10 protein-coding genes and 1 pseudogene are annotated in these 12,757 nt (G+C 41.0%); 5 read left to right on the top strand and 6 right to left on the bottom strand.

Annotated elements, in window-relative coordinates; genetic code table 11:
• Nucleotides 1–287: 287 nt before the first annotated feature.
• Nucleotides 288–1,079, top strand: a complete 792-nt coding sequence (locus NPUN_RS05175; protein ID WP_012407768.1) for a Uma2 family endonuclease — start codon at nt 288–290, stop codon at nt 1,077–1,079.
• A 131-nt stretch (nt 1,080–1,210) separates the two neighbouring features.
• Complete coding sequence (locus tag NPUN_RS05170) at nt 1,211–2,347, top strand: S-layer homology domain-containing protein (RefSeq protein WP_012407767.1); 1,137 nt, start codon at nt 1,211–1,213, stop codon at nt 2,345–2,347.
• A gap of 228 nt (nt 2,348–2,575) precedes the next feature.
• On the opposite strand, the gene NPUN_RS05165 is transcribed toward NPUN_RS05170, so the two are convergent.
• The gene (locus NPUN_RS05165) at nt 2,576–3,010 is read right to left on the bottom strand and encodes a CAAD domain-containing protein (RefSeq protein WP_012407766.1); all 435 of its coding nucleotides are present in this window, start codon (nt 3,008–3,010) and stop codon (nt 2,576–2,578) included.
• 949 nt (nt 3,011–3,959) lie between these two features.
• On the opposite strand from NPUN_RS05165, the gene NPUN_RS05160 reads away from it, so the two are divergent.
• Nucleotides 3,960–5,684, top strand: a complete 1,725-nt coding sequence (locus NPUN_RS05160) for a sensor histidine kinase (RefSeq protein ID WP_012407765.1) — start codon at nt 3,960–3,962, stop codon at nt 5,682–5,684.
• Between the two features lie 83 nt (nt 5,685–5,767).
• On the opposite strand, the gene NPUN_RS05155 is transcribed toward NPUN_RS05160, so the two are convergent.
• The 4 genes from NPUN_RS05155 to NPUN_RS05140 form a co-directional block, all read right to left on the bottom strand.
• On the bottom strand, nt 5,768–6,469 hold the full coding sequence (locus NPUN_RS05155) for a carbonic anhydrase (protein ID WP_041565208.1): 702 nt from the start codon (nt 6,467–6,469) through the stop codon (nt 5,768–5,770).
• Nucleotides 6,470–6,497: 28 nt separating this feature from the next.
• Nucleotides 6,498–6,809 carry a P-II family nitrogen regulator gene (locus NPUN_RS05150; protein WP_012407763.1) on the bottom strand — a complete coding sequence of 104 codons (312 nt, stop codon included), beginning with the start codon at nt 6,807–6,809 and terminating at the stop codon, nt 6,498–6,500.
• A gap of 4 nt (nt 6,810–6,813) precedes the next feature.
• Nucleotides 6,814–7,782 (bottom strand): sodium-dependent bicarbonate transport family permease, encoded by a 969-nt coding sequence (locus NPUN_RS05145; protein ID WP_012407762.1) that lies wholly within the window; start codon nt 7,780–7,782, stop codon nt 6,814–6,816.
• Nucleotides 7,783–8,184: 402 nt separating this feature from the next.
• Nucleotides 8,185–8,436 (bottom strand): hypothetical protein, encoded by a 252-nt coding sequence (locus tag NPUN_RS05140; RefSeq protein ID WP_012407761.1) that lies wholly within the window; start codon nt 8,434–8,436, stop codon nt 8,185–8,187.
• 157 nt (nt 8,437–8,593) lie between these two features.
• Between NPUN_RS05140 and pcrA the strand changes: the two genes are divergently transcribed.
• A complete protein-coding gene (gene pcrA / locus NPUN_RS05135) occupies nt 8,594–10,915 on the top strand; it encodes a DNA helicase PcrA (protein ID WP_012407760.1) in 2,322 nt (773 codons plus the stop codon).
• Between the two features lie 51 nt (nt 10,916–10,966).
• Here the strand turns inward: pcrA and NPUN_RS05130 are convergent.
• Nucleotides 10,967–11,260 (bottom strand): annotated as a pseudogene (locus NPUN_RS05130) (antibiotic biosynthesis monooxygenase family protein).
• An 860-nt stretch (nt 11,261–12,120) separates the two neighbouring features.
• On the opposite strand from NPUN_RS05130, the gene NPUN_RS05125 reads away from it, so the two are divergent.
• A complete protein-coding gene (locus NPUN_RS05125; protein WP_012407758.1) occupies nt 12,121–12,660 on the top strand; it encodes a group I truncated hemoglobin in 540 nt (179 codons plus the stop codon).
• The last annotated feature ends 97 nt before the right edge of the window (nt 12,661–12,757 follow it).

Raw genomic sequence — 12,757 nt, 5'->3', positions numbered from 1 at the left:
CAAAGATTGGGTAAACAATAAGTTAATATCTTACATTCTGCCACCCTCAAAATCCGGTTTTGGTTTAGGTATTTAATAAGACTAGTAGTATAGCAGGGTGAAAATTGTTCTCAGGTGACTAGAAGTAATTGGCGTGCGATTTATTAATGAAAGCAATTTAGAGAAAAACTGCCTCCTCCTTCTTCAAAATCTTGGTGGTGAATATTTAGAGAGCGATGTCTACGACGGGCTACGCCTACGCAAGCTAAACTAAAAACAACCTTTACAAAAAGTGCAAAGGTAGCATTATGACCTCTGCAACCAATCCATCCACTGCCCTCACCCCTTTCCCCTTCGCGGATCATACTCAACTTCCTGAGTCCGATGGTACGTTTGTAAGCCAGTCGCTTGCGGGGGTTCCCCCCGTTGTGCGAACTGGCGTGAAAAATTGGCAAGAGCACCCCCAAAGCATCCTACTAACTGACTCTATTACACCTATCCTTAAACAATTAAATCCTGAAGGTGAATACTGTATAGGGCAAGACTTAAGCATTTACTGGCGCTTAACCGATCCCCCGGAAAAAGGCGCAGAAGCACCAGATTGGTTTTATGTACCGAATGTACCATTTTTGCTCAATGGGCAAACGCGACGTTGTTATGTGTTGTGGCGAGAGTTTATTGCCCCGTTGATTGTTTTAGAATTTGTCTCTGGGGACGGTAGTGAAGAACGGGATAAAACTCCTTTGAAGGGTAAATTTTGGATTTATGAGCAAGTCATTCGTCCTCCCTTCTACGGCATTTATGAAGCGAGTAAAGCCAACCTAGAAGTTTATCATCTGATTGAAGGACAGTATCAGATTTTATCAGCAAATGAACGAGGACATTATCCCATCGTTCCTTTGGGTGTTGAATTAGGCTTATGGCAGGGAGTTTATCAGAATGTGGAATTACCCTGGCTGCGTTGGTGGGATTTACAAGGTAATTTGTTGTTGAATGGCGATGAAAGAGCCGAACAGGAATCTCAAAGAGCAGAACAGGAACGTCAAAGAGCCGATCGCCTAACTGCTCAATTGCGTAGACACGAAGTGGCTTGTCGCTAGACATCGCTCGGCATTGAACCAGAAGCCTGATATTTTACTACGAATCACGAATTAAAAAGGGCTGGTGTAAAAGAGTCATCTGTGGCTTAATTTGTTTAGACACAAATTTTACTGCTACCAGGGTAATCACGATGACAAATAGACCTCCTTCCGAACCGGAGTCATCCCCAAAAACTGCCCTTGGCTTTGATGAATTTATAGCCATTTTGGTTGCCTTCACCACTATCGGAGCAATTCTTTTTTGGTCATTGTCCCGCAGGGATTCTAGCTGGAACTTCAACGGGTTGCTGTCGGCTTCTTCCACTCCTTTGCCTAGTGTTCAACCAAATCAAGTATTGCCCTCGCTTAATCCCAAGGTAGAACCAAATGTAGTCCCTAAGACAGTTTTACCCTATCCTCCACCGGAGGCTGTTGTTGAACCCAAAACACCCTCATTGGTAACTAACAGCGCCGCTCCTTCCCGTGCAGTGTTACCATCTGCTCAGGTAATCCCAACTCAACCCCCACAACTACAAACACCTTTACCCTCTTCAGCAGTACTTGATTCATCAATTAAATCATCAGCGCTGCCTTTAATAACTCCAGCAAAGCAAAAATCTATTATTCCGCCGCCAATTGCATTTAACGATGTGCCCAATAACTTCTGGGGTCGGCGTTTTATAGATGTTCTTTCTTCTCGTAGTATTCTCAAAGGGTTTCCTGATTATTCTTTTAGACCAAATCAGCCTGTAAACCGCGCCGAATTTGCTGCGATTGTTCAAAAAGCCTTTGACCAAGAACTGTCTAAGACTGCGATCGCATTTGAAGATGTACCAACAAAATTCTGGGCAACTCCAGCAATTGACCAAGCCATCAGTGCCGGATTTCTCAAAGGCTACCCGAAAAAAACCTTCAAACCACAACAAAATATTTCACGAGTGCAAGTTTTGGTTGCCCTTGTTAGTGGATTGAATTTGAAAGCATCCACTTCGCCAAATCAGATTTTAAGTGTATATAAAGATGCTAAAGATATTCCACCTTATGCTATTAGCAAAATAGCTGCTGCTACAACCAATGGTCTGGTAGTTAACTATCCAAACCCACAAATTCTTGCTCCCAACAAAATAGCTAGTCGGGCTGAAGTGGCGGCGATGATTCATCAAGCTTTAGTAAAACGGGGCAAGTTGGAGGCAATTTCATCTCCGAGTATAGTACGATTGCCCAGTGCATCTCCAGAAACTTCGCGCACTCCCAAGGTTAAATTGTCTCCAGGAGGCTCGTCTCGGTGAGTTTGTTAGAGAAAGTGTTCAACAAAGAAGCAGAGGAGAAAGATTCTTAACGATCCTTTATTCCTCTGCTTCTTGGCCAACCTATTGCAGCAAATTCACAATTAGAAATTCAAAAATTTTTGATTTTGAGAAAAGTCTGATCTAAGGCTTCCTTAGATCAGACACAGAGGGTGATTTTGAATTAGAGTATTTGCGTAAACTCTTTGCAGGATAAGCGATATTTAGATATCAAGCTTCTGGAATTTTACCAACCACTTGTGATTTCAGAGTGGTGATTTCACTAGTTAACTCTTTCCTAGTTGAGGCTTTGAGTAAATAGCGGTAAACAAACCAGGCAGAGTAACCAATCCCTATCAACTCAAAAGTAGGCGCTACTAAAGGGATATCATTCAAAGCATCTAATATTGCCAAGAGTACTTTGACACCAACAATTGATCCCACAATTAAACCAACTGTTACCAGAGGTTGCTTATATTCATTAAAGAAGCCTCCCACATATTCTGGCAATGTTGCTAAAAATGTAGAAACTTGCTCCCCGTATTTTAGCCATTCATCTTGAGACTGTGCGGGAGGCTGGACTTTTGTGATGGTTCCCGTTTGGGTGTTGATCTCTGCCACTGTAGTCTCTTTAGATGCGGTTTCAGTAAAATCTTGTTCTGGCATTTTCACTCCCATTAATTTGACAGTTGAGTTTTTCTAATCTGGATAATTGCAACCAAAAGGTTGTTGGTTAGGTAATGCACAAGTGCATCAGTACAATTGGTTAAAGGACACAAAAGGGTTTTAGTGCCCTTTAACTATAATTGCCCCGTAATATCTACTGCATCAACTACAAGGTAGACAGTCAGTAGGAGGATAGAATTTAGAAGGGAGCAGGATGTATTATAATCGTCCTCCTGAGTTCTTTTCTAAATCAACTGGAATCCTCTGGTTGTGATTATCCCATTCCGTGTCATTTGTTCATAATCGTACTAAATCTAAGTACAAATCAGGCAAAATCAGCCCACCTCTCATTTATATAAGCCTAAAAGCCGATTTTAGCCAATATTAAAGCTATCTTAAGCCGGGTTCGTCAATTAATGCATTCGTATTGATATTAATACGTAATAAAAGTTTTTGTGTATTCACATCGACTAGACTTTCAACCTATTTTATGATAGGCGTGCTGGTAATTGGGGATGAGGCAGAAATAACCTAATGCCCCATGCCCCATAATCAAACCTTTTGTTTTTTTCCTGATTGTATTAATTTTATAAGGAAGCAGTAAGGTAGACTAGTGGCTTACCTGATGGCAAGAACTAATTGCTATCAGCTCAGCTGTATATTGAGGAAAGTATTGTGGTAAGGAGAAGACAGTTTCAGACAGGTCTTTAATTCGGGAAATTATTTGTTACTTTTGAAAAAAGTGAATTCGGTTAGTCCTCAGTAAGTGTACTTAGCAACATTGCTATCAAAGTAACTCATAGGATATGAGGTTATGCGAATTATCTACTAAGCAATGATTTGCTATTGCTATAAAAGAAGATAATGTAAATGTTAATAACCAATTAAACTGTTTGTACAAGCTAAACTGATTTGGTAATTTTTGCGGGAAGGCAAGGAGGTTTGAGAAATGCCAACTCAAAAGCCAACCCTTATCGATAGCAGTTCAGAAAGCAAAAAAGTGTCAGCCGAAGAGCCATCGACAGACGAACTACCGACCATAGAATTTCCCTCACGAGGGAAACTCAAAGCGAGTTCTTGGCGCATCCATCAAAAAATTGGCTATGGGTACTTTGTAGCTATCGGAATTGGCTTTTTTGGAGCGCTAACTGGGTTAGTGATTGCCAACTACTACCGGGGCAGGGAAGTAAGACAATTCAATCAAGCTTATGAACAAGGACAACTACTGAGTAATTATAGAGATGCAGTAGTAGGGGCGCAATTACATAGCTCTAATCTAGTTGCTGTATTAGAAAATTCACAGCAACTACAAACCAAAAAAGCTGATTTTTTGAAGAATGTTGAAAAAGCCAAGCAATTAGAGTCAAAAATTTCTGGATTTATTGACAGTAAGCCTAAAAGATTAGCGGCAACAAGTTCGACTTTACAGACGCTATTGCTAGATTACAAGAATAATTTAAAAGCTTACGTTGAGCAAATCGAGGTCGTCTTACAAAAAATTGACTCCCAACCAGCGCAGCCTCAGCAAATTTCTACTGCCCGATCGCAGTTATTGACAATAATGCGTGGTGAAACAGCCATGCGCCTAGATCAGCTTTCTGAAAGCTTGGCTAATATCCTGCAAACTGCTGAGGATCAAGAGCAAGAAAGGCAAAAAGCCGTTGAGCAGGCAAAAATAGTTGAGCGATTTATCGTAATTATCAGTATGCTCGTTTCGGTGGCGATCGCAGCCATTGTAGCTTGGCGTACCAGTCGAGCGATCGCTGAACCAGTGATCACCGTTACCCAAGTAGCTGAACAAGTAGCGAGGAAACATAATTTTGATTTGCGAGCGCCTGTCACCACTGAAGATGAAATTGGCCTACTTGCCAAATCTCTAAATCGTCTGATTGAGCGAGTCTCTGAGCGAACCAAAGAACTACAACAAGCTAAAGAGTTAGCCGAAGCTGCTAGCAAGGCAAAAAGCGTATTTTTAGCCAATGTCAGCCACGAATTACGCACACCATTAAATGCTGTCATTGGCTTGAGCCAACTTCTAGAAGACGACGCTACCGATCTTGGTTTATCGGCAGACTTTATCACCGACTTAGAAACAATTAACTCTGCTGGTAAACACCTACTGCACTTGATTAACGAAATCCTCGACTTGTCAAAAATTGAAGCGGGGAAAATGACTCTCTATCCAGAAACATTTGAGATTGCGACGCTAATTAATAACGTCGTCCTCACAGTCAAACCAGCTATAGAAAAAAATGCCAATGTTTTAGAAGTACATTTTGATGAGCAACTTGGCACCATGTACGCCGATCAAACTAGGATGCGGCAGGTGTTGTTAAATTTACTAAGCAACGCCAGTAAGTTCACTACAAATGGCAAGGTGACGCTGACAGTCAAGAGAGAAAAGGAGGAATTACGACTGGATGCTCCTTTGGGTATGATTACTTTTACCGTTACCGACACAGGTATAGGTATGTCTAACCGTCAACAGCAGCAGTTATTTCAACCTTTTACCCAAGGAGATACTTCGACTACGAAAAAGTATGGAGGTACAGGGCTGGGCTTGGCAATTAGCCGCCACTTTTGTCAGATGATGGGTGGTGAGATTATTGTTAAAAGTCAGCCAGGACTTGGCTCTACTTTCACTATTCGTCTACCAATGACTGTGCAGGATTGAAATTGGGAATTGGGCATTGGGCATTGGTTCTTCTTTCTCCCCCTGCTTCCCCTGCTCCCTGCCCCTGCTCCTCATCTCCCGAACTAGGTAATAATAGTTACTCTCCCTGTATCCAAGTCGTAACGACCGCCCACGATTTTCAGTTTACCTGACTGCACCTGCTCACTTAAAAGCTTTGATTTTTGCAACCGTTCAATTTGATATTGCACATTTGCCACCACAGCATTTTCAACCGCGTCACCTGGCTGATCCTTGACCTTTTTCAGGGCCGGCTTAATTGCCTTCACAAAAGTACTAATATCACCGGGTAACGATTCCTTTTGTACAGCTGCTGTTACAGCCCCACAACGTTCATGGCCCATCACCATCAACAGTGGAGAACCTAATAAAACAACGGCATATTCAATACTGCCGATCGCTTCATGTGTGGCAATATTGCCGGCAATCCGAACATCAAAGATATCCCCGATGCCCTGATCGAAAACAATTTCTGCCGGCACTCGTGAATCCGCACAACTAAGAATAGTTGCAAATGGATGTTGAGCTTGAGCAACTTCGTGCAGCCGCAGTTCAGATTGATCGGGGTATTGGGGATGATGATCGACAAATCGCTGATTTCCCTCTATCAGCTTTTGTAAAGCTGCATCGGGACTGAGAGATTCAGCAGAAGTTGAGGGGATGTCGGCAGCTTTGGCCTGTTCTACCCGCCAGAGCAAATCGCTGGCAGATAGGATCATCCCAAAGGCCCCGGTCATTCCCAACTTCAAAAAGTCACGACGTTCCATGAAATGCTTCATTGAATTTATAACTCTCTTACAAAGACGCGATACATCTGACAGAGCGAATTTCCATCACATCGGAAACGTAGCAAGTACCTCCGAACTTATTGAGGACTGGTCTGATATTTTCGACAACACGCTTGAGTTCTTCTGGCATACAAAATGCGAGGATGTAAACATTATCAAGCATGGTCATGTCTAAATCTTCTGTCGTTCCTCGTAATCCTTTACCAACAACATTGCGGATTACGGCATGGCTATGTACACCCGACTTGTCTAAACTCTCTAAAATTTTGGCAAGCTCAAAGGAGTTGGCAATAATTTCTATCTTTTTAACTACGTGCATATTATTACCTCCAAAATAGGTTAATTCCGTAGAGATATAGCGGAATTCCCACAATAATATTGAACGGAAATGTGACTGCTAGAGCGGTAGAAACATATAGGCTGGGATTTGCTTCGGGAACAGTCATCCGCATCGCCGCCGGGACAGCAATGTAAGAAGCACTGGCACACAATACAGCGAATAACAGCGAATTTCCCGGAGGCATACCGATGAATTTGGCGATCGCTAACCCAATGCCTGCATTGAGTATAGGAATTAGTATGGCAAATAAAATCAGGAAAACTCCGGTTTTTTGCAAGTCTTTAATTCTTCTGGCAGCCACCAGTCCCATATCCAGTAAAAAGAAGGTGAGAATGCCATAAAACAACCCTTGAGCAAAGGGTTCTAATACGTGCCAACCACGTTCTCCTGTCAAGACACCGATTAAGAGGCTACCAACTAGGAGAAAAACTGAACTATTAAGAAATGCTTCTTGCAAAACTTCTGACCAAGCAAATTCTCGCTTTTCATCGGCGGTGAATATACTCACCAAGATCAGACCAACAATGATCGCCGGAGATTCCATCAGGGCCAGAGCTGCTACCATGTAACCATCATACTGAATACCAAGCTCACTAAGAAAAGCGCCAGCAGTGATGAAAGTGACGGCACTGATAGAACCATAGGTTGCTGCGATCGCAGCCGCATCGTAAGTATCCAATTTCCACTTCAGAATAAAAAAGGTGTAAATTGGAACAACACAAGCCATCATCATTGCTGCTGCGAGTGTTAGAATCACTTCTTGATTAAGTCCGCTTTTGATTAGTTCTACCCCTCCTTTAAAACCAATGGCAAACAGCAGATACAACGAAAGGAGTTTAGGCACTGGTGGGGGAATTTCTAGATCGGACTTGACAAAAACCGCAGTCATGCCTAAAAAGAAAAACAAGATTGGCGGATTCAAAATGTTGGATACAATTAAGCTCAGATCCATATCCACCTATCCTTGTATTGGTTAAACCTGAAATTAAAGAAATTTTTCATCTTTAAAAACTTAACGGTTGAATCGTGATGTATTGTGTATCGCTACCCCATGTCAATTGGGTACTCAAGGAGTGAATTGTCCTATTCGTGACAATACTTATTGATTAGGTGTTAAACAGCGCTGAGAACAGAAAAAGTGAGAGCTTGCCCAACATTTTTTGATGTTGGATTCCCCGTCGCTGATCTTACGACAGAAAGTGTAGGGAGAACTCGCAATCAACGTATTTAGCGTAGAAAAAATTAACGTATTGTAGGGGCAATTCATGAATTGCTCTTACACAAACCTTGCTTAAATCCCAGTATTTTTTGATTTACAACAGTTTTGTAAATCCTGCTTGCTCAAAAGTCAAGGTTATGATTCTCGCTTTGGCATTCCATAGAGATAATGGTCATGCTGCTGTGCCAAATCGCTAATATCTGTATCAACTGCACAGTTTTTAATCAACTGCCTCAGTTTATCCCAATCTGAGTCTTCTGGCGTTGCTGGCTCAGGTGTGCGGTTTTCTTCGACAAACACAATTATCACTGACTGCCCTTCATGCCCTCCAATTGGTTCGTTAGGATAAACTACACCGTTTTGGAATGTGCCTTTGACTGACAGCATAGCTTTTTCTTGCTTCTACATAAATCATGATACAGTACCATTCTGGTTAAGAAGATTGCCACACAATCTTTATTGACCAAGTTTCGTTAGGATATTGTAACCTGGGCAATAGCGACTCTCTATTGATGTGACACCAGGCAATCGCTTTTTCACATCCATGACAACAACCATCGACTTTCTCAGTCACCTTAACCCTAGTCAACGTCAAGCTGTCGAACACTACTGCGGCCCGTTGCTAGTTGTAGCTGGCGCAGGTTCCGGTAAAACACGAGCGCTGACTTATCGTATTGCCAATCTGATTCTGAAACACCGTGTCGATCCAGAGAATATTCTGGCGGTTACTTTTACCAATAAAGCCGCACGGGAAATGAAAGAACGGATTCAACGGCTGTTTGCTGAACAACTGGCAATGAAACAACACGGTCAGCGATTGGATTTGTTGACAGAATACCAACAAACGCAGCTGCGATCGCAAGTTTACAAAAGCACTATTAAAGACTTATGGTGTGGCACTTTCCACAGTCTATTTTCTCGTATACTCCGCTTTGATATTGAAAAATACGTAGACGAAAAAGGACGCAAGTGGAATCGTAATTTTTCTATTTTTGATGAATCAGATGTGATGACTCTGATTAAAGAACTCGTTAATAAAGAGCTAAATTTAGACGATAAGAAGTTTGACGCTCGCTCTGTTCGTTACGCTATTAGTAACGCTAAAAACCAAGGTTTATCGCCCCAAGAATTTGAGCAAGACCAACCAAATTATCGCGGACGGGTAATTGCCCAAGTTTACAATTTATATCAAGATAAGCTAGCACAAAACAACGCTCTTGACTTTGACGATCTTATTCTTGTACCTACTAGATTATTTCAACAAAACGAGCAGGTATTGGGTTACTGGCATCGCAAATTTCGTCATATCCTTGTAGATGAATATCAGGATACTAACCGCACTCAGTATCAACTGATTAATTTATTAGTGACTAATGGCGAAACCAAAAAGACCGAATGGCAATGGGAAAATCGCTCAGTTTTCGTTGTCGGCGATGCAGATCAATCAATTTACAGCTTTCGGATGGCAGATTTCACCATCTTGCTAGGATTTCAGGAAGACTTTGGTGATGGTTTGGTAGATGATGACACCCGGACGATGGTTAAGCTGGAAGAAAACTATCGTTCTTGTGAAAACATTCTGCAAGCGGCTAATGAACTGATTGAAAATAACACCCAACGGATTGATAAAATTCTGAAACCGACGCGGGGGGCGGGTGAACAGATTACTTGTCACAAGGCCGATGAAGAACTTGCAGAAGCGGCATTTGTGATCGATCAAATTAACACTTTAAAAAACCAAAATCCAGAGTTAGACTGGGGTAGTTTTGCCATACTTTATCGGACAAACGCTCAATCTCGTCCCTTTGAAGAATTGTTGGTAAAATATCAAATTCCTTACACAGTTGTGGGGGGAATGAGATTTTATGATCGCAAAGAAATTAAAGATGTGATTGCGTATTTAAGAGCGATCGCTAACCCATCTGATACAGTAAGTTTATTACGAGTCATCAATACTCCCCGCCGGGGAGTTGGCAAAACTACTATTGATGCTTTGATGAATGCCTCCCAGCAACTAGGCACAACTTTGTGGGAAATACTCAGCGACGAAACATCAGTTAATACATTAGCTGGACGGGCGACAAAAGCTGTAAATAACTTTGCCGCAATGATTAGCCGTTGGCAAGGGCAAATTGCCACGCTTCCGGTAACTGAGGTTTTGCAAGGAATATTAGAAGATTCTGGTTACGTTCAAGACTTGATGAATCAAGGCACAGATGAAGCCACAGATCGGGTACAAAACGTCCAGGAACTTTATAACGCTGCGCTGCAATTTCAAGAAGAAAACGAAGAGATTTCCCTGCGAGATTTTTTAAGTAGTGCTGCCCTCAGTTCCGATTTGGATAACTTAAAAGAAGGACAGACAGCCGTTTCTTTGATGACTTTACACGCTTCCAAAGGTTTGGAATTTCCCGTAGTGTTTTTGGTGGGATTAGAACAGGGGCTATTTCCCGGCTACCGTTCCCTAAGCGATCCGGCATCTTTGGAAGAGGAACGCCGCTTGTGTTATGTGGGGATTACTCGCGCCCAAGAAAGGTTGTATTTATCACACGCGCGGGAACGCCGTTTGTATGGTTCTCGTGAACCTGCGATGCGATCGCAATTCCTCGACGAATTGCCAGAAGAGTTATTAGCTACGAAACGCGCAAGTCGTCAAAGTTATACCAAAAGTGCCTCTAGTTCTAATGGTAAACAAGACACATCACAGAATTGGCAAGTAGGCAATCGAGTATTACACAAAACTTTTGGTCTTGGTGAAATTACTCATGTTTTTGGAACAGGTAATAAAATGTCTGTAGCAATTAAATTTGCCAGCTTGGGACAAAAAATTGTTGACCCAAGAGTAGCACAGTTGCAAAAAGTCTGAAAACAAAGTCATAGATTCCCAACTTTTCAAATAAGTCGGGGATCTTGTTTTTCATATTTCAATCTCTTCAAAGTGTTCAACAGTAGAAAATGGCTCATAAAAATGATGCAGAAGTTTTTTCTACTCTTGAAACTCAGGAGAATTTCTAAATCCGACAGTATGAGATTCTAAAGTTTCCCATCTGACAAATAATAAATATTTCCCTTGGACTTCTATACATTTATGTAATTCATGGGATAAATATCCGTCCATTGAGGAAATAATTTTAGAAGCTTTTTTGAAAGCAGCTTCAAAATCGGATTCTAGACCAGGTTTAACAGGAAGCATCACTGCCTCAAGAATCATAAAATTTCGTAGTGATAATTAAGTTAATATTATTTAGTATAATGTGCATTCGGCGTTTGTTTCCAAAAGTGCCTCTTCTACAAACACTCGTTCTTCACTAACCCTGTGCGAACATACCCCAACAGCAGAACCGCCGCCACGACAGGCTACACCTATGCACACACTTGATTAGATTAAAAACTAGTTTTTGGGTAAATAGATAATTGCCGTACAAAACTCTTCGTAATTTCCTTTGCAATCAGTTTGACTGAAGCCAAGAATTAAGTTTTGTCTGTCTTCCTCTGTGATTGTATTGATGATTTACAGATTTAAAATATCGGCTCAAGAGCTTTTGCACATAAATATTTTAGCTTTTCAATATTGAGTCTCAGTTTATTAATTTTTGTTTCATCTGCTCGTGATGGTATTAACTTCATATTTGAAATCTAGCTGATTTATTTAGTAAACTTTTCAATAAACTATGTATTTTAAAAAGTAGGAAAAGTGGGAAAAGTAGGTTGTTTTATTCTAGCTGTTAAGTATTTGTGAGATTAGTGATACAATTTTGAACAATTAAATGTATTTTCAAGGCAATCGTTTTGAATACAAGCACTGTTGGAGTGCAACATTTAAGAAAAATGTGTGTTTATTGTTTCAGGCATTATTATTCACAATGGTAATAAAGTAGACGAAAAAATAAAGATTTTTTCAGAAATTTACTATGGAATAAAGTCAGTATTGTAAAGCTTATATGACATTCCATATTAATTTTTACAAGCATAAATGTGCTTAGATTTCCTAGGTTACATCTTTGTAGCCAATTTTTTTGTGTGAAGTAACAAAACCGATCTAGCATCAAATTTAAGAGAGGAGCTTTGAAGATGAAAATAAAAAACCTATTCCCAAAGGTTTTCTGGTTGACATTAGTTTGTATCACAATCATGGTTGTGACTATTTTCAAGTTAAGCCCTAGTTTGGCTCGTTCCACATCAACACCGCCAGTTGAACTATCAGCAGCGAGAGTAACCATAGCCCATAATTCAGCAGGAAGTTCTCTTTATAAGAGATTAGGAGGCTACAACGCAATTGCCGCCGTCATTGACGATTCCGCAAAAAACATATTTGCTGACCCATTGATTGGTAAATACTTTATTGGCTTGAGTACTAACTCAAAACAACGGCTGCGTGAGTTGCTGATAGCTCAATTCTGCCAAGCAGCAGGTGGCCCTTGTATATATACTGGCCGGACTATGAAGCTTTCTCATAGTGGAATTGGTAGAGGTCTAACTAACGGTGAATTTTATGCTTTTGTTAATGATATAGCGCTAGCCCTTGATAAAAATGGGGTCAAGCAACCAGAGAAAAACCAAGTGCTGGGATTTGCCAATAGTCTTAGAGACCAGATTGTTGAAAAGCCTTAAAGAGCAGATTTTTGAAAAGTTATAGAGGGGCATAATGAAAGATAGAGATGAGGGAGTATTATTATTCTCCCCATCTCTTCTTAAATAAACTATGTAT

Source organism: Nostoc punctiforme PCC 73102, from assembly GCF_000020025.1.
Lineage (GTDB): Bacteria > Cyanobacteriota > Cyanobacteriia > Cyanobacteriales > Nostocaceae > Nostoc > Nostoc punctiforme.
The sequence above is the reverse complement of the archived record's forward strand: the minus strand, read 5'-3'. Positions and strand labels throughout refer to the sequence as shown.

Bases quoted from the DNA above. Each gene is read 5' to 3' on its own strand.
- NPUN_RS05160 (WP_012407765.1), top strand. From the start codon at position 3,960: ATGCCAACTCAAAAGCCAACCCTTATCGATAGCAGTTCAGAAAGCAAA.
- NPUN_RS05165 (WP_012407766.1), bottom strand. From the start codon at position 3,010: ATGCCAGAACAAGATTTTACTGAAACCGCATCTAAAGAGACTACAGTG.
- NPUN_RS05170 (WP_012407767.1), top strand. From the start codon at position 1,211: ATGACAAATAGACCTCCTTCCGAACCGGAGTCATCCCCAAAAACTGCC.
- NPUN_RS05125 (WP_012407758.1), top strand. From the start codon at position 12,121: ATGAAAATAAAAAACCTATTCCCAAAGGTTTTCTGGTTGACATTAGTT.
- NPUN_RS05150 (WP_012407763.1), bottom strand. From the start codon at position 6,809: ATGCACGTAGTTAAAAAGATAGAAATTATTGCCAACTCCTTTGAGCTT.
- NPUN_RS05155 (WP_041565208.1), bottom strand. From the start codon at position 6,469: ATGGAACGTCGTGACTTTTTGAAGTTGGGAATGACCGGGGCCTTTGGG.
- NPUN_RS05175 (WP_012407768.1), top strand. From the start codon at position 288: ATGACCTCTGCAACCAATCCATCCACTGCCCTCACCCCTTTCCCCTTC.
- NPUN_RS05140 (WP_012407761.1), bottom strand. From the start codon at position 8,436: ATGCTGTCAGTCAAAGGCACATTCCAAAACGGTGTAGTTTATCCTAAC.
- pcrA (WP_012407760.1), top strand. From the start codon at position 8,594: ATGACAACAACCATCGACTTTCTCAGTCACCTTAACCCTAGTCAACGT.
- NPUN_RS05145 (WP_012407762.1), bottom strand. From the start codon at position 7,782: ATGGATCTGAGCTTAATTGTATCCAACATTTTGAATCCGCCAATCTTG.